This is a genomic window from Paenibacillus hunanensis (assembly GCF_034055775.1).
GTDB lineage: Bacteria > Bacillota > Bacilli > Paenibacillales > Paenibacillaceae > Saccharibacillus > Saccharibacillus hunanensis.
On the sequence record NZ_CP139194.1, the window covers coordinates 4,998,867 to 5,024,415 of the forward strand.

The 25,549-nt window shown below is 48.7% G+C and carries 24 protein-coding genes and 2 other annotated features; all 24 genes read right to left on the reverse strand.

Features of this window, described 5'->3' with window-relative positions; translation table 11 throughout:
- Positions 1-116 precede the first annotated feature (116 nt).
- Positions 117-3,665 (reverse strand): DNA-directed RNA polymerase subunit beta, encoded by a 3,549-nt coding sequence (gene rpoB, locus SK066_RS20375; protein ID WP_188777922.1) that lies wholly within the window; start codon positions 3,663-3,665, stop codon positions 117-119.
- Between the two features lie 429 nt (positions 3,666-4,094).
- Positions 4,095-4,691: a class I SAM-dependent methyltransferase gene (locus SK066_RS20380; protein WP_250345598.1), complete on the reverse strand. Its 597-nt coding sequence runs from the start codon at positions 4,689-4,691 to the stop codon at positions 4,095-4,097.
- An 88-nt stretch (positions 4,692-4,779) separates the two neighbouring features.
- Positions 4,780-5,139 carry a 50S ribosomal protein L7/L12 gene (rplL, locus tag SK066_RS20385; RefSeq protein WP_188777926.1) on the reverse strand — a complete coding sequence of 120 codons (360 nt, stop codon included), beginning with the start codon at positions 5,137-5,139 and terminating at the stop codon, positions 4,780-4,782.
- A gap of 87 nt (positions 5,140-5,226) precedes the next feature.
- A complete protein-coding gene (rplJ, locus tag SK066_RS20390) occupies positions 5,227-5,730 on the reverse strand; it encodes a 50S ribosomal protein L10 (protein WP_188777928.1) in 504 nt (167 codons plus the stop codon).
- A gap of 65 nt (positions 5,731-5,795) precedes the next feature.
- Positions 5,796-5,962, reverse strand: a sequence feature (ribosomal protein L10 leader region).
- Positions 5,963-6,037: 75 nt separating this feature from the next.
- Complete coding sequence (rplA, locus tag SK066_RS20395) at positions 6,038-6,730, reverse strand: 50S ribosomal protein L1 (RefSeq protein WP_188777930.1); 693 nt, start codon at positions 6,728-6,730, stop codon at positions 6,038-6,040.
- 103 nt (positions 6,731-6,833) lie between these two features.
- The gene (gene rplK / locus SK066_RS20400; RefSeq protein WP_188777932.1) at positions 6,834-7,259 is read right to left on the reverse strand and encodes a 50S ribosomal protein L11; all 426 of its coding nucleotides are present in this window, start codon (positions 7,257-7,259) and stop codon (positions 6,834-6,836) included.
- A 167-nt stretch (positions 7,260-7,426) separates the two neighbouring features.
- A complete protein-coding gene (nusG, locus tag SK066_RS20405) occupies positions 7,427-7,960 on the reverse strand; it encodes a transcription termination/antitermination protein NusG (protein ID WP_188777934.1) in 534 nt (177 codons plus the stop codon).
- A gap of 22 nt (positions 7,961-7,982) precedes the next feature.
- Positions 7,983-8,174 carry a preprotein translocase subunit SecE gene (secE, locus tag SK066_RS20410; protein WP_188777936.1) on the reverse strand — a complete coding sequence of 64 codons (192 nt, stop codon included), beginning with the start codon at positions 8,172-8,174 and terminating at the stop codon, positions 7,983-7,985.
- A gap of 350 nt (positions 8,175-8,524) precedes the next feature.
- Complete coding sequence (gene sigH / locus SK066_RS20415) at positions 8,525-9,172, reverse strand: RNA polymerase sporulation sigma factor SigH (RefSeq protein WP_188777938.1); 648 nt, start codon at positions 9,170-9,172, stop codon at positions 8,525-8,527.
- Between the two features lie 186 nt (positions 9,173-9,358).
- Entirely contained in the window at positions 9,359-9,883 is a 525-nt protein-coding gene (locus SK066_RS20420; protein ID WP_188777940.1) for an NYN domain-containing protein, read from the reverse strand.
- Between the two features lie 5 nt (positions 9,884-9,888).
- Complete coding sequence (rlmB, locus tag SK066_RS20425; RefSeq protein WP_320542794.1) at positions 9,889-10,635, reverse strand: 23S rRNA (guanosine(2251)-2'-O)-methyltransferase RlmB; 747 nt, start codon at positions 10,633-10,635, stop codon at positions 9,889-9,891.
- A 142-nt stretch (positions 10,636-10,777) separates the two neighbouring features.
- Complete coding sequence (locus SK066_RS20430) at positions 10,778-11,221, reverse strand: Mini-ribonuclease 3 (protein WP_188777944.1); 444 nt, start codon at positions 11,219-11,221, stop codon at positions 10,778-10,780.
- 16 nt (positions 11,222-11,237) lie between these two features.
- Positions 11,238-12,635 carry a cysteine--tRNA ligase gene (cysS, locus tag SK066_RS20435; protein ID WP_320542795.1) on the reverse strand — a complete coding sequence of 466 codons (1,398 nt, stop codon included), beginning with the start codon at positions 12,633-12,635 and terminating at the stop codon, positions 11,238-11,240.
- A 130-nt stretch (positions 12,636-12,765) separates the two neighbouring features.
- Positions 12,766-13,446 carry a serine O-acetyltransferase gene (gene cysE, locus SK066_RS20440; RefSeq protein ID WP_188777948.1) on the reverse strand — a complete coding sequence of 227 codons (681 nt, stop codon included), beginning with the start codon at positions 13,444-13,446 and terminating at the stop codon, positions 12,766-12,768.
- Positions 13,447-13,503: 57 nt separating this feature from the next.
- Positions 13,504-13,825, reverse strand: a binding site (T-box leader).
- Positions 13,826-13,934: 109 nt separating this feature from the next.
- The gene (gltX, locus tag SK066_RS20445; protein WP_188777951.1) at positions 13,935-15,398 is read right to left on the reverse strand and encodes a glutamate--tRNA ligase; all 1,464 of its coding nucleotides are present in this window, start codon (positions 15,396-15,398) and stop codon (positions 13,935-13,937) included.
- A 48-nt stretch (positions 15,399-15,446) separates the two neighbouring features.
- Positions 15,447-15,929 (reverse strand): 2-C-methyl-D-erythritol 2,4-cyclodiphosphate synthase, encoded by a 483-nt coding sequence (ispF, locus tag SK066_RS20450; RefSeq protein WP_320544930.1) that lies wholly within the window; start codon positions 15,927-15,929, stop codon positions 15,447-15,449.
- A complete protein-coding gene (gene ispD, locus SK066_RS20455) occupies positions 15,929-16,624 on the reverse strand; it encodes a 2-C-methyl-D-erythritol 4-phosphate cytidylyltransferase (RefSeq protein ID WP_320542796.1) in 696 nt (231 codons plus the stop codon). Before ispD ends, ispF begins: the two co-directional genes overlap by 1 nt.
- A gap of 161 nt (positions 16,625-16,785) precedes the next feature.
- Positions 16,786-17,856, reverse strand: a complete 1,071-nt coding sequence (locus tag SK066_RS20460; RefSeq protein WP_320542797.1) for a PIN/TRAM domain-containing protein — start codon at positions 17,854-17,856, stop codon at positions 16,786-16,788.
- A gap of 114 nt (positions 17,857-17,970) precedes the next feature.
- Positions 17,971-18,702 (reverse strand): CDP-diacylglycerol--serine O-phosphatidyltransferase, encoded by a 732-nt coding sequence (pssA, locus tag SK066_RS20465; RefSeq protein ID WP_320542798.1) that lies wholly within the window; start codon positions 18,700-18,702, stop codon positions 17,971-17,973.
- A 55-nt stretch (positions 18,703-18,757) separates the two neighbouring features.
- The gene (disA, locus tag SK066_RS20470) at positions 18,758-19,834 is read right to left on the reverse strand and encodes a DNA integrity scanning diadenylate cyclase DisA (RefSeq protein WP_188777961.1); all 1,077 of its coding nucleotides are present in this window, start codon (positions 19,832-19,834) and stop codon (positions 18,758-18,760) included.
- Between the two features lie 12 nt (positions 19,835-19,846).
- Complete coding sequence (gene radA / locus SK066_RS20475; RefSeq protein WP_320542799.1) at positions 19,847-21,223, reverse strand: DNA repair protein RadA; 1,377 nt, start codon at positions 21,221-21,223, stop codon at positions 19,847-19,849.
- Positions 21,224-21,435: 212 nt separating this feature from the next.
- A complete protein-coding gene (clpC, locus tag SK066_RS20480; RefSeq protein WP_188777965.1) occupies positions 21,436-23,907 on the reverse strand; it encodes an ATP-dependent protease ATP-binding subunit ClpC in 2,472 nt (823 codons plus the stop codon).
- A gap of 19 nt (positions 23,908-23,926) precedes the next feature.
- Positions 23,927-25,000: a protein arginine kinase gene (locus SK066_RS20485; protein WP_250345601.1), complete on the reverse strand. Its 1,074-nt coding sequence runs from the start codon at positions 24,998-25,000 to the stop codon at positions 23,927-23,929.
- A 13-nt stretch (positions 25,001-25,013) separates the two neighbouring features.
- Complete coding sequence (locus SK066_RS20490) at positions 25,014-25,538, reverse strand: protein-arginine kinase activator protein McsA (RefSeq protein WP_320542800.1); 525 nt, start codon at positions 25,536-25,538, stop codon at positions 25,014-25,016.
- Between the last annotated feature and the right edge of the window lie 11 nt (positions 25,539-25,549).

Here is a 25,549-nt window from a genome sequence, read left to right on the forward strand (position 1 = left end):
TATTGTAAAACTCTGTATTCCGCACAAAACCCAATGCTCTGTCCCATGAATAGGATAGACCGGAAAAGCTCCGGTCTACTTTCATAGGACAATGCTTGGGAATATGACAAGTGTTATTAATCTACGCCAACTTCGGAGCCTTCAAGGTTGAGGCTCAGTTTATCATTAGTCGTACCTTCGTCTTCGTCATCCAGCTCTTTCATTTCGATCTCGTTTTCTTCTTCGTTCAGGATCTTCACATCCATACCTAAACTTTGAAGCTCTTTGATCAAAACTTTGAACGATTCAGGAACACCTGGTTCTGGAACGTTCTCGCCTTTAACGATGGACTCGTACGTTTTCACACGACCAACGACATCATCGGATTTGACGGTAAGGATCTCTTGCAGAGTGTAGGCGGCGCCGTAAGCTTCCAGTGCCCAAACCTCCATCTCCCCGAAACGCTGACCACCGAACTGAGCTTTACCACCCAGCGGCTGTTGCGTAACGAGCGAGTAAGGACCAGTGGAACGGGCGTGGATTTTATCGTCAACCATGTGCGCCAGTTTGATCATATGCATAACGCCGACCGTAACTTCACGCTCGAACTCGTCACCGGTTCTGCCATCGTACAGGATGGTTTTACCGTTACGTTGCATACCGGCTTCTTCCATCGTATCGAATACATCGTACTCGTTCGCACCGTCAAATACCGGTGTGGACACGTGGATACCGAGTTTCATAGCAGCCATACCAAGGTGAACTTCAAGAATCTGACCGATGTTCATACGGGAAGGTACGCCCAGTGGGTTCAGTACGACCTGTACAGGTGTACCGTCCGGCATAAATGGCATATCTTCTTCCGGCAGAATACGGGCTACGACCCCTTTGTTACCGTGACGTCCCGCCATTTTGTCACCTTCGGAGATTTTACGTTTTTGCGCGATGTATACACGTACCAGGTGGTTAACGCCTGGTGGCAACTCATCGCCGTTCTCTCTGGTGAACACTTTAACGTCTACGACGATACCGTCTGTACCGTGAGGTACTCTCAGGCTCGTATCGCGGACTTCACGAGCTTTCTCACCGAAGATCGCGTGCAGGAGGCGTTCTTCTGCTGTCAGCTCGGTTACACCCTTAGGCGTAACTTTACCAACGAGAATGTCGCCAGCAGCAATCTCAGCACCGATACGGATGATACCGCGCTCGTCGAGATTTTTCAGTGCGTCTTCCCCAACGTTCGGGATATCGCGCGTAATTTCTTCCGGTCCAAGCTTGGTGTCGCGAGCTTCGGATTCGTATTCCTCGATGTGAATCGAAGTGTATACATCTTCCTTCACTAGCTTCTCGCTCAGCAGGATCGCATCCTCGTAGTTATAACCTTCCCAGGTCATAAAGGCTACGACAACGTTACGTCCCAGTGCGATTTCGCCCATCTCAGTGGAAGGACCGTCTGCCAGGATATCGCCTTTTTTGACAATATCGCCAGTTTTCACGATCGGACGCTGGTTAATCGATGTCCCTTGGTTCGAACGCATAAATTTGTGTAATTTATATCTAACAAGGTCGCCTTTGACTTCCTTGCCATCTACATGTTCGATACGGCGCAGTGTAATCTCACTCGCAGTGGAGCGCTCAATTACACCATCAAACTTACTTACGATACATACGCCGGAATCTTTTGCAGCTTTGTGCTCCATACCTGTACCGACCAGTGGCGCCTTAGGAATAAGCAGTGGCACCGCCTGACGCTGCATGTTGGAACCCATGAGCGCACGGTTGGAGTCATCGTTTTCTAAGAACGGAATGAGCGCTGTTGCTACCGATACAACCTGTTTAGGCGATACGTCCATGTAGTCAACACGTTCACTTGGCATAGGCAGGATGTTGTCAGCCTGCTTGTTGTAACGAACGATAACCATCTCGTCCGCAAACGAGCCATCTTCCGTCAGCTGTGCATTCGCCTGAGCGATTACATAGTTGTCTTCCTCATCAGCTGTCATATAGTCGATATGTTCCGTTACACGGTGTGTTTTCGGATCAACACGACGATACGGAGCTTCGATAAAGCCGTATTCGTTAATACGAGCAAAAGTAGACAGGGAGTTGATCAAACCGATGTTCGGTCCCTCTGGAGTCTCGATCGGACACATACGGCCATAGTGACTCGGATGGACGTCTCGAACTTCAAAGCCTGCGCGCTCACGAGTCAAACCACCCGGTCCGAGTGCAGACAGACGACGTTTGTGCGTCAGTTCGCCCAGTGGGTTCGTTTGATCCATAAACTGCGACAGCTGGGAGCTACCAAAGAACTCCTTGATCGATGCAATAACAGGACGGATGTTGATGAGTGCCTGTGGTGTGATCACGTTAGCGTCCTGAATGGACATTCTTTCGCGAACAACACGTTCCATACGGGACAAACCGATACGGAATTGGTTTTGCAGCAGTTCACCTACGGAACGCAGACGACGGTTACCCAGATGGTCAATATCGTCTGTATCGCCGATACCATGCAGCAGGTTCAAGAAGTAGCTGATGGAAGCGATGATATCTGCTGGAGTGATATGCTTCGTCACTTTTTCGATGTTGCCGTTCGCGATTACGGAAACGACTTTACCATCTTCAAGCGGAGAAAATACGTTAATGGTTTGCAGTGGGATGTCGTTTGCATCCAATACACCACCAGCAACGTGATACGTTTTGAAGTTCAGTTCGCCTTCAAGGTATGGCATGATCTCGTCCAGCAGACGACGATCGACCATTTCACCTGCTTCAGCCACGATCTCTCCTGTAGTGGAGTCGATCAGTGTTTCAGCCAGACGCTGGTTGAACAGACGGTTTTTAATGTGCAGCTTTTTGTTGATTTTGTAGCGACCAACATTCGCCAGGTCGTAGCGCTTTGGATCGAAGAAGCGTGCTACGAGCAGGCTTTTCGCGTTATCCAAAGTTGGTGGCTCGCCCGGACGAAGGCGCTCATAGATCTCGATCAGCGCTTTTTCAGTCGAGTCGGTATTGTCCTTATCCAGGGTATTACGAATGTATTCGTCATTACCGAGCAGGTCCAGAATTTCAGCATCGCTGCCGAATCCAAGCGCCCGCAGCAAGACAGTTACTGGAATCTTACGGGTGCGGTCAATACGAACATAGATAATGTCCTTCGCATCCATTTCCAGTTCCAGCCATGCTCCACGGTTAGGAATGACGGTAGCTGTATATGATGTTTTACCATTTTTATCGACTTTAGTGCTGAAATAGACGCTGGGAGAGCGAACCAACTGGCTGACAATAACCCGTTCTGCACCATTGATAATAAAAGTGCCGGTTTCCGTCATCAGCGGGAAATCACCCATGAATACTTCCTGCTCTTTGACTTCACCCGTTTCTTTATTGATGAGACGGACTTTAACCCGCAGTGGAGCGGAATACGTAACGTCGCGCTCTTTCGCGTCGTCTACTGTATACTTAGGCTCACCCAGGCTGTAGTCGATGAACTCAAGCACCAGGTTACCAGTGAAATCCTGAATTGGCGAGATATCCTGGAACATTTCACGCAATCCTTCATCCAAAAACCACTGATAAGATTTTTGTTGGATTTCGATCAGGTTTGGTACTTCAAGAACTTCGTTAATTCGTGCATAACTTCGCCGAGTGCGTCGACCATATTGAACAAGATGTCCTGCCAACTTATACTCACCCCTTAATGTCTACTCACTTAAAAATTTCATTGCGAACTGCTGTTTGGATCACGTATAATAAGTCCATAACACAGAAGTTCACACCCATAAATAGAGAAAAGCTCTTATCGAATTGTTTCGAAAAAAGAGCACCATCAGCTATCAACGGATGTGATCCAGTATCTGAAACCCGGATTAAGGTTGAAAATAACCGAAATACCGATTATTATACGTTTATGGGCAATATTAAACACCCTTTAGTATGCATAATTTTCGTAACTTTCAGAAAACTAAAGCCAAAAAGGGCATCTTAATACTGACATTTTGTAATAATATCATATTAAGCAATCAGAGTCAACCTCTATCGCTTATTCTATAGTGTCTATTCATCGCTGTTTCGATAGGAAGCTGCTTACCCTGGCCGGTAGGCGGCTTTTTTCATTTGGTTGCTTTGAAAATGCGGTAGCCCTTGTCCTTAGTGACTTCCTCTACCTCATCAAATAGCTGCTCCAGCTTTGCTTTCGCTGAAGGCGCACCCTGTTTCTTCTGAATTACAATCCATAGCGAACCGCCTGGCTCCAAATGCGCCGCGGCTTGCTCGAAAATCGTATGCACGGTTTCCTTGCCCGCTCGAATCGGTGGATTAGTGATGACCACGGTAAAGGTTTCCCCTTGTACAGCCTCGAATAGATCGCTCACTCGGATATCAACGTTATGAATGTCATTTAGCTTTGCATTTTCCCGTGCTAGCTCAACGGCTCGTTCGTTCACGTCAACCATCGTTACCCGTCCCTGTGGTGCAAGCACAGCAGCAGACAAGCCCATTGGACCGTAGCCACAGCCTACATCAAGCACACGTGCATCTTGCGGAATATCGAGTGCTTCGATCAAAACTCGGCTACCATAATCAATTCCAGTCTTGGAAAAGACACCGGCATCACTAATAAATGTAAATGGACGTCCACGCAGCTCGGTTTCTAGCTTGCGACGTTCATGTGCAGCTCCTGGCTGACTGGAATAATAATGATCTCCCATATCATTCCCTCACCCTTTCTTCAAAACCTCTTTATAAAACAAACCCCTTGAACGAATTCAAGGGGTTTGTAAGAAACAAGAGAGTCTCTTATTTCAATTCTACAGATGCGCCAGCTTCTTCCAATTTTGCTTTGATGGATTCAGCTTCTTCTTTAGCAATACCTTCTTTGATTGCTTTAGGAGCGTTGTCAACCAGTTCTTTTGCTTCTTTCAGACCCAGACCAGTTACTTCGCGAACTGCTTTGATTACGTTGATTTTGGAAGCACCAGCGGAAGCCAGTACTACGTCGAATTCAGTTTGCTCAGCTTCTGCTGCGCCACCTGTTGCTGCTGCTGCTACTGGAGCTGCTGCAGTTACGCCGAATTCTTCTTCGATTGCTTTTACCAGATCATTAAGTTCCAGTACAGTCATGCCTTTGATTGCTTCAAGGATTTGTTCCTGACTCATTTATAAACCCTCCATATTGGTTGTATTTTTTGTTTGGCTATTAGCCGGCTTTACGCCACATGGGCGTGAGGCAGATGAACAAGGTGCTTACGCGCTTTGCTCTTCTTTCTCGGATACTGCTTTAACTGCCAGTGCGAAGTTACGAACTGGAGCTTGAAGTACGCTAAGCAGCATGGACAGCAAACCTTCGCGGGATGGCAGAGCTGCCAGCGCTTTGATTTCGTCCGCGCTTACTACGCGACCTTCTACAACGCCGCCCTTCAGTTCGAGAGCATCGTTGGTTTTAGCAAAATCGTTCAGAATTTTAGCTGCGATTACTGCATCGTCTTTGCTAAACGCGATTGCGGTAGGACCTACCAGCACTTCGTTCAGTTCAGTCAATTCAGCAGACTCAGTTGCGCGGCGAACCAGTGTATTTTTCAATACCTGGAACTCAACGCCAGCTTCACGCAGTTGTTTGCGCAATTCTGTAACTTGAGCAACGTTCAGACCACGATAGTCAGCAACAACTGTAGATACGCTCTCGCGCAGCTTAGCTGCAACTACTTCTACCGCTTCCTGTTTGGATTGGATAACTTTTGCGTTTGCCAAGTTTGGACACCTCCTGATTGTTTTTTGGCCTTTTGATCATTCCGAAGGAGCAACCAAAAAGTTCTACGGGCATTAAAAAAGCCCCCGTAGAATCACGAAGGCTTGATAAGTTGGAATACCAGGGAGACTGCCGGAGCAGTAAACCTGGTATCCTTTATTCTATCAGAACACCTCGGTAGGAAATTAAGCCGCAAGCGGCACCTACTGTCTACGGTTAAACATATTCAAGTGTAATTGCAAGAACAAGTTCGTGCATCATCACAACTTTTACAGATTATCAAATGTGTTGACAGATGTCAACACTAAATTATCTGTAGTTCGCAGCGTTTACGCGAGCGCTTGGTCCCATTGTGGAAGATACCGCAATGTTTTTCAGGTAAACACCTTTTGCCGCAGCCGGTTTAGCGCGGTTCAGAGCTTCGATAAGAGCCTTAAGGTTCTCGTTCAGTTGCTCTTCAGTGAAGGATACTTTACCGATTGGCGCGTGAATTTGTCCTGCTTTGTCCAGACGGTATTCGATTTTACCAGCTTTGATTTCTTGAACAGCTTTGGAAACATCGAATGTAACTGTACCTGCTTTAGGGTTAGGCATCAGACCTTTACCACCAAGCAGACGGCCCAGTTTACCAACTTCACTCATCATGTCCGGCGTAGCTACGCAGACATCGAAGTCGAACCATCCTTGTTGAATTTTGTTGATCATGTCCTGATCGCCAACGAAGTCAGCACCAGCAGCTTCCGCTTCTTTTGCTTTTTCGCCTTTTGCGAATACGAGAACACGTTGAGTTTTACCAGTACCGTGTGGCAGTACAACTACGCCACGAACAGCCTGATCTTGTTTACGAGGGTCAACACCCAGACGTACTGCTGCTTCAACAGTTTCGTCGAATTTTGCAGTAGCTGCCTTTTTAACCAGGGCAACTGCCTCGGCTGGCTCGTAACTAGCTTCGCTGTCAATCAGCTTAACAGCTTCCAGATACTTTTTACCATGTTTAGCCATTTATTATTCCTCCTTTGTGGTATTAGCGGATATTCCTCCCACATATGCGGAACTAGATGATTCCGCACAGACTGCATTCTTACGAAAGCAGTAAAGACTAATCTTAGTCTTCGATTGTGATACCCATGCTACGTGCTGTACCTTCAACCATCAGCATTGCAGTCTCAACGGACGCTGCATTCAGGTCAGGCATTTTTTGTTCAGCAATTTCACGAACTGCGGAACGTTTAACAACTGCAACTTTCTTCTTGTTCGGTTCGCCAGATCCTTTTTCGATCTTAGCAGCAACTTTCAGAAGAACTGCAGCCGGTGGAGTTTTTGTGATGAAAGTGAAAGAACGATCTTCAAACACAGTGATCTCAACCGGAATGATCAAACCTGCTTGATCTGCTGTACGAGCGTTGAACTCTTTACAGAATGCCATGATGTTGACACCTGCTTGACCCAAAGCCGGACCTACTGGAGGAGCCGGATTCGCTTTACCAGCTGGGATTTGCAGTTTTACCATTTTGATTACCTTTTTAGCCATGTAAAACACCTCCTTGCGAATAGTGGTAGACGGACATCGCTGCCCTCCCACGTAAAACGCCGCCGTTGCGAGCCTAAGCTACACAACCTGCGGTTAAACCGGAAACACCGGTCAGAATCGCTACAGATTGCTCTGTATCAATCCCCTGTGTCATCCTAGAAACCTGCTTATATCTTTTCCACTTGAGTGTAATCCAGCTCAAGCGGGGTTTCCCGTCCGAACATGTTAACATGCACTCTGAGCTTGCTCTTGTCTACCAAAATTTCTTCCACGGAGCCAACAAAGTTCGCAAACGGTCCAACTTTGATGCGTACGGATTCCTTGACCTCGAAGTCGATGTTCTCCTTCGGCTCAACCATACCCATATGTTTGAGAATTTGTTCTACTTCTTCTGGCAGCAGCGCAGTCGGCTTGGAGCCTGAACCTGTTGAACCGACAAAGCCGGTTACGCCAGGCGTATTGCGTACTACATACCAGGAGTCGTCAGTCTGGATCATTTCAACAAGCACATAACCTGGGTAAACTTTACGCATAACGGTCTTTTTCTTACCGTCCTTGTTTACCAGCTCTTCTTCCATAGGAACAAGAACTCGGAAAATCTTGTCTTCCATGCCCATCGACTCAACGCGTTTTTCCAAATTGGCCTTGACCTTGTTTTCATACCCGGAATAGGTATGAACGACGTACCATCTTTTTTCCATATCAAGCCACCTGGAACCCTTCTTAAATTATCGCTTCGATCACAGCGGAAATGCCGATGTCCAAAACCCAAAAATAAATGCCGACAAACAGAATCGTACCAATAACGATAAGCGTGTAGTTGGTCAGCTCTTTACGATTAGGCCAGCGAACCTTTTTAAGTTCAGCCCAGCTTTCGGAGAAAAAGGAAAACACAGACTTGAAGCTTCGTGCCACGATTACACCTCCAAAAGACGATCTGGTTAAACGAAGACCGCATCCAGACCCAAGAGTCTGTTTTGCTCTTCATCCCCATGTGGTCAGGGTGGTTACGCAAGTTCTCAGGCACGCCATTCTTCAAAGCTTTAAAGATTGGCACACTTAAAAACAGGCGATTTTTGGCCTACCTAAAACACTTTAGCATAGCACCCTTACACTGTCAACGAATATTAGCGTTTGTTTTACAAAAATTTTCCGTTTTGTAACATGGTCATTTCCGGCGCAAACGGCCGTATCTTATAGTGGCATCGGCAAAATAAAAAAGACTCTATGACAGAGTCTTCACTTGGTTGCTTTCACTTCGGAGTTCAGTTGTCGTCCCTTACTTCCAAATATCGCTCCAGCTTGCGTTTAACACGCTGTAGCGCATTATCGATCGACTTCACATGACGGCACAGATCCACCGCGATTTCCTGGTAGGAGCGTCCATCCAGATACAGCATCAGAACTTTACGCTCTAGATCGCTAAGAATCTCGGACATTTTATCCTCAAGGCCGGTAAACTCTTCCTTGTTGATCACCAGTTCCTCTGGATCAGACATCGGTGAGCCACAGATCACATCGAGCAAGGTACGGTCGGAATCTTCGTCATAGATCGGCTTATCCAGCGACACATACGAATTGAGTGGAATGTGCTTTTGCCGGGTTGCTGTTTTGATCGCCGTAATAATCTGGCGAGTGATGCACAGCTCGGCAAACACTTTAAACGAAGACAGCTTATCGTTTTTAAAATCGCGAATTGATTTGTACAGGCCAATCATACCTTCCTGCACGATATCCTCGCGATCGGCACCGATAAGGAAATAAGACCGGGCTTTTGCGCGCACGAAGTTTTTATACTTGGTAATCAAGTATTCCAGCGCTTCGGAATCGCCATGGCGGACGGCTTCTACAAGATCTTCATCACTCTGGTAATCATATGGTGATACCATGATATCTTTGAGGTCGACACTCACAAACAATCCCTCCGGTTGCAACGCAAGGTCTCCGTTACCCTATAAAATATAGCATCAGTATATATTATGTAACCTCACATCGTCAACCGAATTTACGCCATTTAACACGGGATTGCACACATATCTGTTCGTATCACCCTAAACAAGAACAGGGGTTCGTAGATAAGCTGTCATATTGCTAACAGCCTACTCTCCCCTGCGCCATTTTTCAAACATGATTCGTTGATGAGCATTAAGCTTCCCATCCAGTGTATTGCGATTGCTATCCAGCTTCTGCTCACGCAGACGCTCTTGAATTTGCTTTTCGCTAATCTGCACCTCAACCAGTAGCTCACGTGCAGATACACGCAGTGCACCCTGACCGAAAATGACGTGCTGCTCAGTCATATCACTGGTCGCTACATAAATCTCTCTGCGCCGATGCCGCAATTGTCCAACAAAGCGCTCAATCGCTTCATCTGCCGTTTCTTTTTCCTTCGTAAAATACAGCTCGACCTTGCCCTGCTCATATACCTTGCCCAGTCCGGGTACTCGATAGGCATCGAATACGGCAATAACCCGACGTCCAGAAAACGCCTGGTAATTTGCCAATCGTTCTAGCAGGCGGTCGCGTGCCTCCTGTAGATTAATCTCCGACAGCTTGGCGAGTTCGGGCCAGGCTCCGATCATATTGTAGCCATCTACCAGCAGCACATCACGGAGATCAGCCATAGTCTCTAACCTAGCGACTGTCGGCGGCGTAGCACTTCGTACATGATTACGCCAGCCGCTACAGAAGCATTCAGGGAATTGATCTGACCTTGCATCGGCAACTTAACCAGCACATCGCATTTCTCGCGAATGAGTCTGCCCATGCCTTTACCTTCATTACCGATGACAATCGCTACCGGGCCGGTGAATACGTCTGCCTGGTATAGATTACTGTCTGTGTTCACATCTGTACCGACAACCCATACACCTTGTTCTTTCAGGCGATCGATCGTCTGACCGAGATTCGTTACACGCGCAACAGGTACATATTCAACAGCACCCGCAGACGTTTTCGATACGGTTGCTGTGATGGATGCAGAACGACGCCTTGGAATCACGACGCCATGTACACCCGTGCAATCCGCTGTACGCAAAATCGAGCCCAGATTGTGTGGATCTTCAATCTCATCCAGCAGCAAAATAAATGGCGCTTCGCCCTTCGCTTCCGCTGCTGCCAGAATATCCTCCACTTCGGCATATGCATACGGTGCCGCCTGGGCGATAATGCCCTGATGCTGTACACCCGGTACAAAGCTATCCAGCTTACGCTTGTCTACATACTGGATCACGATGCCTTTTTCGCGTGCTTCTGTTACGACAGGCTGCACAAGATTCTTTTGCGCACCATCGGCAATCCAAATTTTATTGATACTTCTTCCAGCACGTAGCGCTTCCGTAACGGAGTGCTTACCGGCGATATATTCCTCTTCCATATGTGTTCCTCCTGTATTGTAGATCCCATGTCTACTGTTCATTCATTACCCGCTTTGCTAGCGAGTGCACAATCCTTTACTTTTCAGTCTATTCTGACTGGAACGATAACCGTATATTGAAAATGGAAGCAGCCGCACCTGCTCAAGGCTTAGACGGCTGCTCCAGATGCTGTATTCCTGCGGTAATCAGCTCCAAAATACGTGACTGATTGCCTTTATAGTACAAGTAACCAAGCAGACACTCCCATGCGGTCGCATAGCGATAATCGAGTACGCTGGCATTTTTGGGAACGGTACCCGACTTGGCGTTACGTCCCTGTCTAACGATGCTTGCTTCTTCATCGGTAAGCTGCGGCTCCAGATGCTGTAGCATTTTAGCCTGCGCGCCTGCCGACACAAAGCTGGTCGACAGACGATGCAGGTGATTCGGGCGCAGATTTTTACCGGATATGAGATACTGACGAATTGCTACCTCATGAATCGCATCACCGATATACGCGAGTGCGAGCGGCGGCATCTGATCCAGTGGGCGAGATAGCTCAAAAGGGAACCATAAGCGTGGTTGTTCCTGATCGGAAGATGTCATAAGTTGCCCCCTCCGTTCATTTGCGGCGCCATCTCATACCCTGTGGTGTATCTTCAAGCAAAATGCCCTGTGCGGACAATTGATCACGAATTTCATCCGAGCGTGCCCAGTTTTTGTTGCTACGCGCTTCAACACGTTCAGCGATTAGCTTCTCTACGTCCTCGTCGAGCAGCTGCTCATCTTCCCAGTATAGACGCAGCACTTCGTTCATCTCATCGAACAGAGACAGTAGCGCTTCAAGCGATGCTTTTTGCACGACTTCACGTTGCAGCAGCTGATTGGCTTCGTTGACCCACTCGAATACAGCTGTAATCGCATCCGGTGTATTGAAGTCATCTTGCATTTTCTCATGGAACAGCGCACGAATCGCTTGCAGGCGTACTTCCAGCTCTGTATCTACAGGAGAGGAAGTGTCTGAAGCCGATAGACGGTGCTTCACATTGCCGACTGCATTAGCAATACGCTCGATGCTATTTTCCGCCTGTGTCATCGTATCGTCTGTGTAATTGAGTGGGTTACGATAATGGGTAGACAGCATCAGATAACGAATCGCTGCTGGCTTATGTGCCGCACGCAGGTCTTTAACAAGAATACCGTTACCAAGTGACTTGGACATTTTCTCATCATCGATACGGATAAAGCCGTTATGCATCCAGTAGTTGGACAACGGCTTGCCAGTTACCGATTCGGATTGAGCGCATTCGCACTCATGGTGTGGGAATTGTAGATCCTGACCACCACCGTGAATATCCAGCGTGTCACCAAGATAATGACGCACCATCGCTGAGCACTCGATGTGCCAGCCTGGGCGACCATTGCCCCAAGGACTTTCCCAGAAAATCTCACCAGGCTTCGCTGCTTTCCATAGCACGAAGTCCTCTGGATTCTCTTTACGCTTATCCACCTCGATGCGGATACCAAATTGCAGCTCATCCAGCTTCTGATGAGACAGCTTGCCATAGTCAGCGAATTTGCGCGTACGGAAGTACACATCGCCTTCCTTCGCATAAGCAACACCTTTATCAATCAAAGCGCTGATGAAATCAAGAATAACATCCATATTTTCCGTTACACGCGGATGCATCGTCGCACGGCGAATACCGAGTCCTTCCAGATCAGCAAAATAAGCCTCGATAAAACGCTCAGCCACTTCGATAACCGTCGTATTCAGCTCCTCCGCCTTGCGGATCAGCTTATCATCCACATCGGTAAAGTTTACTGCATAGTCGACTTTATATTTTTGATTTTCCAGATAGCTACGCACTACATCAAAGAAGATCATCGGACGTGCATTACCGATATGAATGTAATCGTAAACGGTGGGTCCGCAAACGTACATTTTCACTTCGCCTGGCACCTGGCTGACGAAATCTTCTTTTTTGCGGCTCATTGTATTGTAAATTTGCAATGCCATACGTTTATCCCTCTCTCTGTTCAACGTCGAATCACTCGGATTCGGCTAGATTATGCTGCTATGCTTCGTGCTATACCTGCTACATCGTAGAGTGCGAGCTCAGATGTGAATCAAGCGAAACCGCTTCGACTCAGCAGGAATGACGATTATGCTCGCGCCCGCTCATCATGCGATGATCAAGCTGGCGTTGCTGTTGCTCCAGCTCCTGCTTGAGTCGATCAATCTCGGCTTGCAGCTCAGCCAGTCGGGATGCCACCGGATCGGGCATCTGGTGACTGAGGCGATCGGCACGCTTCCCATCCTGAATGACAATTTTGCCGGGAATACCGACTACTGTACTGTTAGGTGGTACCTCGCGCAGCACGACTGAATTGGAGCCAATATTGGAATTCGAGCCGACAGAAAAGGAACCAAGAATCTTCGCGCCGGATCCAACAACGACGTTATTGCCAATCGTTGGGTGACGCTTTCCTTTCTCTTTACCTGTACCGCCCAGTGTGACCCCCTGATAGATCACCACATCGTCGCCAATCTCGCAGGTTTCTCCGATGACTACACCCATCCCATGATCGATAAACAGCCGTCTGCCGATCGTAGCACCGGGGTGAATCTCGATACCCGTCATAAAACGGCTCATCTGCGAAATCACACGTGCAATCGTAAAAAATTGTTTGTTGTAAAACCAGTGAGCAAGCCGGTGCGCCCAGATTGCATGCAACCCTGAATAGGTAAAGATGACTTCAAACCAGCCCCGCGCGGCCGGATCATTATCGAACACAGCGCGGACATCGGATTTCAAATTGGTCAGCATTGGATTACCTCTCTTTGCTTGCGCTCATTAAAAAACGCCCCCGCAGCCAGTAATGGCTGCAGAGGCGTCGGTTTACGCGGTTCCACTCTGCTTGGACAAACTGGCGAATTCTGCTCGCCTGACTGCACCGCTATGGATGACAGCCTTTGCCCAACTTGTACAGTCCGTAACGAAGGACCAGACGGCAGAGCCTACTTGTTCGCCATCCGCTTTCACTCAAAATGGGTGAAAGCGGACGGGAAGGTTCGGCTCCGCAGCTCACAGGTGCATTTTCCAACTGGATGAAGTAGATGATTCGCAGCTATCCGCTGTTATACAGCAGAGTCATCCTCTCTGAGACTTCATACACAGATGTACTTTTCCTGATCATTGCCATTATATATGCGGGTTAAAACGACTTGTTATCGAGTTAAACGTATAGAAAAAATGAATCACTGTTCAGGTGATCATTATAACGGACTATACGCTAATAAACAATATACTTTTCGTTAAGCGCCTTTGATCTGTGCTTCCAGACGGGCAATGACGCGGTCACGACCGAGCAGGTAGATCGTATGGTTCAGGTCGCGTCCATGCATTTCGCCTGTCAGTGCAACGCGGATCGGCATAAATAGCTGTTTGCCCTTGTAGCCTGTTTCCTTTTGCACTTCCTTGATCAGCGTTGCTGCAACGGTTGGACTGAACTCATCCGAAGCTTTGATTTTATCCAGCAAAGCTTGCAGAACGGTCTTCACATGCTCTTCACCGAGCAGTTGCTGTGCTTCGGTATCCAGCTCCAGATGCGAGCGGAAGAACATCGCGGACAGATCAACGATATCGGATGCCGATACCATTTGCTCCTGATAGAGAGCGACCAGATCATGTGCCCATGCTTGCTGCTCTTCGCTCAGCTCCGCTGGCAGACGACCTGCTTTTTGCAGATGCGGAATCGCCATCGCTGCGATACGATCCGTATCGGCTTTTTTGATATACGTGTTGTTCAGGTGAGCCAGCTTGTTCGTATCGAATACAGCCGGGCTACGGGACAGACGCTTCGCATCAAAGATGTTGATCAGCTCTTCACGGGAGAAAATCTCTTCTTCTCCTTCTGGTGACCAGCCCAGCAGCACGATAAAGTTGAACAATGCTTCTGGCAGGTAGCCCAGCTGATCATATTGCTCGATAAATTGAATGATCGATTCATCGCGCTTGCTCAGCTTTTTGTGGTTTTCGTTGACGATCAGCGTCATATGACCGAATTGCGGCGGCTCCCAGCCGAGCGCTTCATAGATCATCAGCTGACGCGGTGTATTGGATACATGGTCTTCCCCACGCAGTACATGGGAAATCTTCATCAGGTGGTCATCCAGTGCAACCGCAAAGTTGTACGTTGGGATGCCGTCCTTTTTCACAATAACGAAGTCACCGGTATCTTCCGTCGTAAACGAAATCTCGCCTTTGACGATATCGTTAAAGGTATACGTTTTGTTCTCCGGTACACGGAAACGTATGCTTGGTACGCGACCTTCTGCTTCATAGGCGGCACATTGCTCTGGAGTCAGATCACGGTGCTTACCAGAGTAACGAGGAGTTTCGCCGCGAGCGATCTGCTCTTCGCGCTCCTGCTCCAGCTCTGCCTCTGTGCAATAGCATTTGTAAGCCAGTCCACGATCAAGCAGATCTTGCCAGTATTGACGATAGATGTCCAGACGCTCGGTTTGGCGATAAGGGCCATATTCGCCACCTACGTCAATACTCTCATCCCACTCGATACCGAGCCATTTCAGATAGGACAGCTGATTTTCCTCGCCGCCCTCCACATTACGTTTTACGTCTGTATCCTCGATACGAATGATGAATTTACCACCCTGACTGCGGGCAAATAGATAGTTAAACAATGCGGTACGCGCATTGCCGATATGCAGGTGTCCGGTTGGACTCGGTGCATAACGTACACGAATTTCATTAGACATAATTAGTTCCTCCTGATTCAACAAAATGGTTACCTGCTGTACTCCAATTTAGACGTCTTTCACCAGACAAATCACTGCCTGTGCTGCAATGCCCTCACCACGTCCAGTAAAGCCAAGCCACTCGGTTGTAGTTGCTTTTACATTCACCTGATCTGCTTCTTCCGCTTCCAGTATAGAAGCGATCACTTCCACCATTTGTGGAATATACGGTGCCATCTTCGGCTTTTGCGCGATAATTGTAGCGTCCACATTGCCAAGACGATAGCCACGCTCTCGAATCAGACCCCATACATGCTGAAGCAGCTTCACGCTGTCCGCATCCTTGAATGCCGGGTCGGTATCTGGAAAATGCTTGCCGATATCACCTAGTCCAAGTGCGCCAAGTGCCGCATCTGCAATCGTATGCAGCAACACATCGGCATCGGAATGGCCAAGCAATCCTTTTTCATATGGAATGGTCACTCCGCCAATAATACACGGGCGGCCCTCGACCAGCTGATGCACATCAAATCCCTGTCCTACACGAATCATCATCTATTCTCTCCCTTGCGAGCAAGTAAATATGCAGCGTAATCCAGATCGTCGGGTGTGGTCAGCTTAATATTCGTATAGCTGCCCTCAACGACTGTAATCGGTGTACCCAAACGTTCAACCAGCATCGCATCATCCGTGCCACGAAATCCGGTTGCCTCTGCCTGCTGGTGTGCAGCAAGCAGATCGGTATAGCGAAAGGTCTGAGGTGTCTGAATGGCCCATAATGTACTGCGGTCAGGCGTATCCGCGATGTGCAGATTACGATCTACTTGCTTGATCGTATCCTTAACCGGTACAGCCAGCACGGAAGCACCTACCTGCTGTGCGGCTTCCAGGCAGTGATGAAGCTGCTGATCCGTGACAAACGGACGCACACCATCATGCACCATCACCCAGTCGGATTGTAGCTGCTGAAGTCCATGGTACACGGACTCCTGACGATCATAGCCGCCAGCGACAACCTCTGTCACCTTGAGCAATCCATATTCCTTGATCCAGTCCTTACAGCGTTCCAGATCATCCGCTCCTGTGACGACAACGATCTCGTCTACAAGCTCTGAACGTTCAAACACTTCCAGTGTATGTATAATGATCGGCTTGTTTTGGAGTCTAAGATACTGCTTGCTTTCCACCGTGCCCATACGCGAGCCTTTACCGGCTGCGACCACGATGATTCCGGCTTTTTGTGCCATAATCCCCATCCTTAGCGATAAAGCGTGTGAATTCCATTCCTTAATAATATACCCGTCTGCACCTACAGCACAACAGCGAATAGGAGTAGACACCGCATCCAGCGCTATCCACTCGTTGATTTGCTGGTGGTTTTAAGGCTCTGTCGCCGTTTCGCTTGCAGTTACTGTTCACTCTGTGGATCATGCGGACGGGCGAAGATCATTTTACCGTTAGCGGTCTGTAGTACACTGGTGATCACGATGTCTACCTCACGTCCCACATACTCGCGTCCTTGCTCGATCACGATCATCGTACCATCCTCCAGATGTGCGATGCCCTGTCCTGCTTCCTTTCCTGCTCTTGTCACCTGTACCTGTAATAGCTCTCCAGCAAGCAGCTGCGGCTTTAGCAGGGCTGCCAGACGATTGATCGACAGCACCTGAATCCCATGCAGTCCGGCAATCTGCTCCAAATTGCGATCATGGGTCACCAGAACAGCTTTACGTGCTGCTGCCAACTGTACTAAGCGCTCATCTGCGCTAAGTGTCTCCGAATAATGCGTCGTTGCCACCTCTAGCTCAATGCCAGGTAACGTATGTAAACGAGTGAGCGTATCCAGTCCCTTTTTGCCACGCTGACGACGTAGCGTATCTGAGGAATCGGCGATCCATTGCAGCTCCTGCACAATAAAATCCGGCACGATCACTATTCCATTCATAAAGCCGCATTCGATCACACCTTCAATTCGTCCATCAATCGCAATATTCGCATCGATCACACTAATCATAGGCATCGTAGCGGGCAAAGCTTCCTCTACCGCCTCCACGGGTACTTGCTTTATCTCTGGCTGTGGCGTATCATGATCAGCCTGCTCTGTTACAGCTATCTTTGATTTTCGAAATAATAGCTCGCCTGCACGCTCATAACCGGTGCGCATACCGAGATACCCGAGCGTGAGCATGAGAAATGTACGCACGATCTCATACATAGGCTCCCACCAACCAACAATCGAAGCCCCTAGCCAGCCGAGTACCAGTCCGAGCAGCAGCCCACAGGAAGCAGAAACAACTTTATCGATCGGCATCGCCAGCACCTGCAAGCGGCGCTTTTCCAAGATGACCAGTAATCGCCGAATGATCAGCGACAGTAGCAGTGCAGCCATTAAAATAAGCGCAATTTCAAAAAATGTGCGTAGCGGACTCCCCTCCCCTTGCCACAGCACCATATTCCATTGAATGAGTTGATCGAGCATCTGTCTATCTCCTTTGTTGTCATTTTGCCAATAAAAAAAGCATTCATTCCCCAAGTGAAGTCGAGAAATAAATGCTTTTTATCGTGTGCTTTAATACGTCCGCCTTCGCTTGATTTAACGAAGGGACTCTTTGGATGGATTATCATCATCCTGACGAGTTTGCCGATGGCGGCGCATCAATTTGCGAATATTCTGTTTGAACCCGTAAAGGGCATAAGCCGCAAGAGGTACGAAAATAAGCTTGGATACTTGATCCGGGAACATGATTGCAATCACAACCGCTGCGATGATCACGACCGGTGCGAGCCACAATGCTTTTTTCGGAATGCCGACTTTTTTGAAATTCGGATATTTTACCTGACTGACCATCAGATACGATACGATAAATGTACTGATAATCATATAGGGTGTAGATACTTCATTATGGAAAAGCGACAACGTTGCCAGTACGCCACCAGCTGCCGGAATGGGCAACCCGGTAAAATAGCCCGGTACTCCAGCTTTGACATTAAATCTGGCCAAACGCATCGCTCCGCACATCGGAAAAATCAATGACGCAGTAATCGCAAGAACAGGGTTAATGTCTTTGAATACCATAGCATACATAATGACAATCGGTGCTACACCAAAGGAAACCAGGTCAGACAGGGAGTCCAGCTCTTTCCCAAATTCGCTTTGCGCATTCAGCGCACGCGCCATACGTCCGTCCAGACCGTCCATTAACATCGCTACAATGACCATAATAGCCGCCAGACTATAATTTTCATTGAGCGCCAGTAAAATAGCCAACATTCCAAGTCCCAGGTTAAACAGCGTACACAGGTTTGGAATTGATTTCGTTATCATTTTGTCACCTCAAAGATGGATATATTAACCAATTAACTTTACGATTCTAACGCTTTTAGATTTGTCTGTCAATAAATACTTGCTCTTGAATCCGCTCCAGACCGGAACGAATAGTACGTGCACGAACCTCGCCAATGCCGTCTACCTCGTCTAATTCATCGATAGTGGCGTTGATCACATGATGCAATGCACCGAAGCGCTCAACCAGATTATGAATGATCACATTCGGCAATCGTGGAATTTTGTTCAGCACACGATAGCCGCGTGTCGGTACGATCTCCTCCGATTGCGCTGCCGCCATCGGATAGCCGAGCATTTTGACAATCTGATTCGCATCCATAAGCTCATTATCGGTAATTCGCTTCAATCCATTAATGATCTCATTCAAACGTTCCTCGCTAATATCGCGTCCGTAATCCTTGAGCAGCAGACGGAACTCTTCTTCGATCGTACCGATCAGCTCCTCCATCTGCATCGAGATCAGACGACCTTCCGCACCCAGCTCGGTAATATAACGATCAATCTCCGTCTGAATACGCAACACCATCTCGACGCGCTGGATCACGCCTGCGACCTCGGCAATCGTTACCATTTGCTCAAACTCGGATGCGGTCAGATTCGTCAGTGCCTGACCCAGTACAACCTGATAACGCTCCAGCGTCTGAATCGCCTGATTCGCTTTGGTCAAAATAACACCGATTTCCTTGAGCGCATAACGCAAATTCCCTTTATACAGTGTAATAATGTTACGGCGCTGCGAAATGGAGATCACCAGCTCGCCCGTCTGCTTGGCAACGCGCTCTGCTGTACGGTGACGAATCCCGGTCTCGATCGACGAGATCGAGGAATCTGGGATTAGCTGTGTATTGGCATACAAAATCCGTTTCAGATCATCACTCAAAATAATCGCACCATCCATCTTCGCCAGCTCATACAAATAGTTGGGCGAAAACTCGCAATCGATCGAAAAGCCGCCATCTACGACCTCCATCACCTGAGGGGTGGAGCCGACGACGATCAGTCCGCCCGTTTTGGCGCGCAGCACGTTCTCCAGTCCATCGCGAAAAGCAGTGCCTGGCGCTACCATTTTCAATAAACGATTGATTTTCTCAGCTTGGCTGAGCTCCTTCATTCCCTGTTCCCCCTAGTCCAACGCAGCCTTTAATGCTTCCGCTATCGTATTTACACCTATTAATTGAATATCCTTCGGATGCTTCCAGCCCTTCATGCTCTTCTCCGGCATGATCACCCGTTTAAAGCCCAGCTTGGCAGCTTCCTTCACACGCTGCTCTGCTCTTGATACAGCACGTACTTCACCAGTCAAGCCGATCTCACCAAATACGACATCATCTGGCTTGGTCGGTGCATCACGGAAACTGGAAGCGAGACTGACTGCAATTGCCAGATCGACCGCCGGCTCATCCAATCGCACACCGCCAGCTACGTTCAAGTAAGCATCCTGATTTTGCAGGAACATGCCCATCCGTTTCTCCAGTACCGCAATGATAAGCGCAAGGCGATTGTTATCGATGCCTGTCCCCATACGCCGTGGTGATGGGAAATGCGTTGCCGCAACCAATGCCTGCAATTCCACCAGCATCGGACGTGTTCCTTCCATGCTGGCAATAACCGTCGAGCCTGCCGCTCCCATTGCACGCTCCGACAGGAAGAGCTCAGATGGATTCGACACCTCAGTCAAGCCTTCTTCATGCATCTCGAAAATACCCATTTCATTCGTCGAGCCAAAACGGTTCTTGACCGCACGTAGCAATCGGTACGTATGATGACGCTCTCCTTCAAAGTACAGCACACAGTCGACCATATGCTCCAGCATACGTGGACCAGCAATCGCGCCCTCTTTGGTTACATGACCTACGAGTACCGTAGCGATCCCACGAATTTTGGCAACACGCATGAAGCGCGACGTACATTCACGCACCTGTGACACACTACCTGGTGCACTCGTCACCTCAGGCTGATATACCGTCTGGATCGAGTCAATAACGAGAAAGCCCGGATTGATGCTATCGATCGCTTCCTCGATCAGATCCATATTACTTTCACAAAGTACAAATAGCTCATTGGACAATGCACCCAAACGTTCGGCACGCAGCTTCGTTTGGCGAACTGATTCCTCGCCTGAAATATATAGCACACGCAAGCCTGCCTGTGTGAGCGCATGAGAGGTTTGCAGCAACAGTGTGGATTTCCCGATCCCTGGATCGCCACCGACCAGCACGAGCGAGCCGGGTACAACACCACCGCCAAGCACACGATTTAGCTCTTGAATACCGGTTTGAATGCGCGGCTCCTGACCTGCTTCTACTTCGGTAATCGCCTGTGCTTTTTGCGTTGTTTGAGTCTGGAACAGACTGGAGTTCATCCCCTGCGTTTTGACCGCAGTGGTTTCCTTTTCCTCGATCATCGTGTTCCATGCCTGACAACCCGGGCATTTGCCATACCACTTCGGTGATTCATACCCACAATCGGTACAGAAAAATTTTGTTTTTACTTTTGCCATGGACGTCCCTTTCTATTTATACGTTAACTTGATGTTAACATTTCATTTATTTTAGTGCTAATTCCGAAAACTATCCGGCAATAGCAGACAATATTTTGCAGTCTATTCTATTATAACATTAAAAAGGTTGGTTCCGCGGGCAGATTTGCCTTTGGAACCAACCTTTATTTTTACGATGCTTTCGTTAAAACGAAGTGATTCTAATCCATGGATTAGGACTTCGTCTGGTTGGCAGATACTTCATCTGTCTGCTCGGAAGGCGCTGCCTTCTCTACAGTCAGTGCGCCATCCTTCTCATTGATGATCAGGTGATCACCTTTGGTGACATTTCCAGTCAACAGCTCTTCGGACAGACGATCTTCGATATGCTTCTGGATTGCACGACGCAGTGGACGTGCACCATAGGCAGGATCGAAGCCTTCCTTCGCAAGGAATGCTTTGGCTGTATCTGTCAGTGTAAAGTCAACCGCGTATTCACGCAGACGCTTGCGCAGTTCTTCGGACATGAGGGTAACGATCTCGGCGATATGCTTTTCTTCCAGCGAGTGGAATACGATCACATCATCGATCCGGTTCAGGAACTCCGGACGGAAGTGACGTTTCAGCTCATCCGTTACTTTACCTTTCATGTTGTTGTACTCTGCACCGGAATCAATTGTAGCCGTGAAGCCGAGCGTTGTGTTCCGGCGAATCGCTTCTGCACCTACGTTGGAGGTCAGAATGATCAGCGTATTACGGAAGTCAACAACACGACCTTTGGAATCGGTCAGACGACCGTCTTCCAGTACTTGCAGCAGGATGTTGAATACTTCCGGGTGAGCTTTCTCGATCTCATCCAGCAGAACGACCGAGTATGGCTTACGGCGTACTTTCTCTGTCAGCTGTCCGCCTTCTTCATAGCCTACATATCCTGGAGGCGCACCTACGAGACGGGAAGTCGAGTGCTTCTCCATGTACTCGGACATATCGATACGGATGATTGCATTTTCATCACCGAACATCGATTCTGCCAGCGCACGAGCCAGCTCGGTTTTACCAACACCCGTAGGACCGAGGAAGATAAATGAGCCCATTGGACGCTTCGGATCCTTCAGACCTGCACGCGCACGACGGATCGCACGGCTGACAGCAACAACTGCTTCTTCCTGTCCGATGACACGCTCATGCAGCAAGCTTTCCATGTTGAGCAAACGATCGGTTTCCTCTTCCTTCAGCTTCGTTACCGGGATCCCCGTCCAGTTAGCTACGATATCCGCGATATCCTCAGGTGTTACCTCGGAATCGGTACGACCTTGTTTTTCTTTCCACTGATTACGAGTCGTATCCAGCTCTTCACGGATTTTTTGCTCCGTATCACGTAGTGCTGCCGCTTTTTCAAACTCCTGGCTTTGTACAGCCGCGTCTTTTTCCTTACGGATATCTTCGAGACGGCTTTCCAGCTGCTTGAGATTTGGCGGTACAGTGTACGAGTTCAGCCTTACTTTGGAGCCCGCTTCGTCAATCAGGTCGATCGCTTTATCCGGCAGGAAACGATCGGTAATGTAACGATCCGACAGCTTCACTGCCTGCTCGATCGCTTCATCCGTAATTTTCACACGGTGATGGGCTTCGTAACGATCGCGCAGTCCCATCAGAATCTGAATCGCTTCTTCTGGAGATGGCTGATCCACCGTGATTGGTTGGAAACGACGCTCCAGCGCTGCGTCTTTTTCGATATATTTGCGATATTCGTCCAGTGTGGTGGCACCGATACATTGCAGCTCACCACGTGCCAGTGCAGGCTTCAGAATGTTAGATGCGTCAATCGCACCTTCCGCTCCACCTGCGCCAATCAATGTGTGCAACTCATCAATGAACAGTACGATATTGCCAGCCTGGCGAATCTCGTCCATGATTTTTTTGAGGCGGTCTTCAAACTCACCGCGGTATTTCGTACCGGCAACAACCGAACCCATATCCAGCGTCATGACACGTTTGTCACGCAGCGTTTCTGGAATTTCGTTGTTGATGATCTTTTGTGCAAGACCTTCGGCGATGGCAGTTTTACCAACGCCCGGCTCACCGATCAATACCGGATTGTTTTTCGTACGACGGCTCAGAACCTGAATGACGCGCTCGATTTCTTTGCTACGTCCGATAACCGGGTCAAGGTTGCTATCCTTAGCAATCGCTGTCAGATCGCGTGCCAGACTATCCAGCGTTGGCGTGCTCACGTTAGCAGGTGTGCCATGATGACTGGATACAGCCTCATTGCTACCCAAAAGCTGCAACACTTGCTGACGTGCTTTGTTCAGGCTAATGCCCAGATTGTTCAGTACACGGGCTGCTACGCCTTCACCCTCGCGGATCAGACCGAGCAGTATATGCTCTGTGCCCACATACGTATGACCAAGCTTACGCGCTTCGTCCATCGAAAGCTCGATGACCTTTTTCGCACGCGGAGTATAAGCAATGTTGGTAGGCTGCTCTTGACCACGGCCAATCAGCGATTCTACCTCGTCCTGAATTTTTTCAAGTCCAAGACCAAGACCAATCAGCGCTTTGGCAGCAATGCCTTCGCCCTCACGAATTAATCCAAGCAAAATATGCTCTGTACCGATGTTATTATGACCGAGACGAACCGCTTCTTCCTGTGCCAGGGCCAGGACTTTTTGCGCCCGCTCCGTAAATCTGCCAAACATCATATTCAAGCACCTCCACGGTTTAGTCTGCTACGTGTACATCACTTAGTGTATCGCGGATCATCTGCGCCCTGTACTTATCGCGTTCTCCTGATCCCATTTTAACACCGAACGTTTTCTGAAGGAAACCCGGTTGTGTCATAATCAGCAATTCGTTCATTTGACCTGCTGATGCTCGGTCAATCAGACCGAGATCCACACCGAGTCGTACATCAGATATACGTTGAAAGGCTTCCTTCGCATCCATCATAGTCGCATAGGACAAAATCCCATACGAGCGCATAATACGGTCGGTAATGCGTAGACGAGATTCGTCCAGCAGCCGACTGCGCGCATGCTGTTCATATTCGATAATCTGCATGACTACACTGCGCAGATTATCAATAATCTCTTGTTCAGACAGACCCAGTGTGATCTGATTGGAGATTTGAAAAATATTCCCGAGTGCTTCACTGCCTTCACCGTACAATCCGCGCACCGCCAGACCTACCTGCGATACCGCTGATAAAATACGACCAATCTGATTCATGATCGCAAGCGCTGGTAAATGCAGCATAACCGAAGCGCGTAGCCCTGTACCGAGATTAGTCGGGCAGCTTGTCAAATATCCACGCCGATCATCAAAGGCATAATCGACTACACGTTCAAACGCATCATCAATCGCGGTTGCGCGCTGCCATGCCTCCTCCAGCTGAAAGCCGGGATACAGACACTGAATACGCAGATGATCCTCCTCATTGATCATAATGCTCACCGATTCATTTTCCGCCAGTAATACTGCTCCAGCGCGTGAGTCATTGATCAGGTTCGGACTGATCAGGTGCTTCTCCATCAATACTTCTTTATCGACATCATCCAGCTCATCCAGCACAAGCGGCTCAAATGGTCCCTGCGCCTGCACACCTTCATCCTGCAAGGCAGCGGTCAATCGTTCGCGCACCTGCTGGGCTTGCTCGGTGGAAGCGATAATCGGGAATGGCTGATGCACCAGATTGCGGGCAATACGTACCCTGCTGCTGATTACAACATCCGAGTAATCTCCGCCCTTTTGCATCCATTCGCTCAAAGGCTTTTCGGTAAAACGGAGATTCGGCATACGTCATTCCTCCTTACAACTCCTGTGAAATTTGCTTGTCCAGCTCGCGAATCTGATCTCTCAGCTGCGCTGCCTGTTCAAATTCCTCTTCGGCAATACGCTGCTGCATCTGCTGGCGCAGCTCGTTAACCTGTCGTCTCACCTTGATCTGCTCACCTGCACGTGCGGGCAGCTTACCCGAATGGGCAGTACTACCGTGTACACGCTTGAGCATCGGATCAAGCTGGCGATCAAAGGTCTGGTAACAGGAGCTACAGCCAAATCGTCCCAGCTTACGAAATTGCGCATAGGTCATTCCGCATTCTGGACATTGCAGCTGCTGCGCTGGCGTTCCAGCGACCTTCGCCTTGTTCCCTGCATCAAAATCCATTAATCCAGACAATAGATTATGGATGGAAAAGCCTCCGGAAGTGCCCGGGATCAGCTCCCCCTTTTCACGCGCACAATGCTCGCAAATGTGAAATTCAGTCTTTTCGCCATTTACGATTTTGGTGAAATGCAGGGTAGCCGGCCGCTGCTGGCATTCCTGACAAATCATTCAAATAACCC

What these genes read in the sequence shown, in the direction of transcription:
- ispF (WP_320544930.1), bottom strand. Translation starts at nt 15,929, where the DNA reads ATGATTCGTGTAGGACAGGGATTTGATGTGCATCAGCTGGTCGAGGGC.
- SK066_RS20490 (WP_320542800.1), bottom strand. Translation starts at nt 25,538, where the DNA reads ATGATTTGTCAGGAATGCCAGCAGCGGCCGGCTACCCTGCATTTCACC.
- radA (WP_320542799.1), bottom strand. Translation starts at nt 21,223, where the DNA reads ATGGCAAAAGTAAAAACAAAATTTTTCTGTACCGATTGTGGGTATGAA.
- cysS (WP_320542795.1), bottom strand. Translation starts at nt 12,635, where the DNA reads ATGGCATTGCAAATTTACAATACAATGAGCCGCAAAAAAGAAGATTTC.
- SK066_RS20380 (WP_250345598.1), bottom strand. Translation starts at nt 4,691, where the DNA reads ATGGGAGATCATTATTATTCCAGTCAGCCAGGAGCTGCACATGAACGT.
- SK066_RS20460 (WP_320542797.1), bottom strand. Translation starts at nt 17,856, where the DNA reads ATGCTCGATCAACTCATTCAATGGAATATGGTGCTGTGGCAAGGGGAG.
- pssA (WP_320542798.1), bottom strand. Translation starts at nt 18,702, where the DNA reads ATGATAACGAAATCAATTCCAAACCTGTGTACGCTGTTTAACCTGGGA.
- rplL (WP_188777926.1), bottom strand. Translation starts at nt 5,139, where the DNA reads ATGAGTCAGGAACAAATCCTTGAAGCAATCAAAGGCATGACTGTACTG.
- disA (WP_188777961.1), bottom strand. Translation starts at nt 19,834, where the DNA reads ATGAAGGAGCTCAGCCAAGCTGAGAAAATCAATCGTTTATTGAAAATG.
- rplK (WP_188777932.1), bottom strand. Translation starts at nt 7,259, where the DNA reads ATGGCTAAAAAGGTAATCAAAATGGTAAAACTGCAAATCCCAGCTGGT.
- SK066_RS20430 (WP_188777944.1), bottom strand. Translation starts at nt 11,221, where the DNA reads ATGACATCTTCCGATCAGGAACAACCACGCTTATGGTTCCCTTTTGAG.
- gltX (WP_188777951.1), bottom strand. Translation starts at nt 15,398, where the DNA reads ATGTCTAATGAAATTCGTGTACGTTATGCACCGAGTCCAACCGGACAC.
- rplA (WP_188777930.1), bottom strand. Translation starts at nt 6,730, where the DNA reads ATGGCTAAACATGGTAAAAAGTATCTGGAAGCTGTTAAGCTGATTGAC.
- cysE (WP_188777948.1), bottom strand. Translation starts at nt 13,446, where the DNA reads ATGCTGACCAATTTGAAATCCGATGTCCGCGCTGTGTTCGATAATGAT.
- rlmB (WP_320542794.1), bottom strand. Translation starts at nt 10,635, where the DNA reads ATGGAAGAGGAATATATCGCCGGTAAGCACTCCGTTACGGAAGCGCTA.
- clpC (WP_188777965.1), bottom strand. Translation starts at nt 23,907, where the DNA reads ATGATGTTTGGCAGATTTACGGAGCGGGCGCAAAAAGTCCTGGCCCTG.
- nusG (WP_188777934.1), bottom strand. Translation starts at nt 7,960, where the DNA reads ATGGAAAAAAGATGGTACGTCGTTCATACCTATTCCGGGTATGAAAAC.
- ispD (WP_320542796.1), bottom strand. Translation starts at nt 16,624, where the DNA reads ATGGCACAAAAAGCCGGAATCATCGTGGTCGCAGCCGGTAAAGGCTCG.
- SK066_RS20420 (WP_188777940.1), bottom strand. Translation starts at nt 9,883, where the DNA reads ATGGCTGATCTCCGTGATGTGCTGCTGGTAGATGGCTACAATATGATC.
- SK066_RS20485 (WP_250345601.1), bottom strand. Translation starts at nt 25,000, where the DNA reads ATGCCGAATCTCCGTTTTACCGAAAAGCCTTTGAGCGAATGGATGCAA.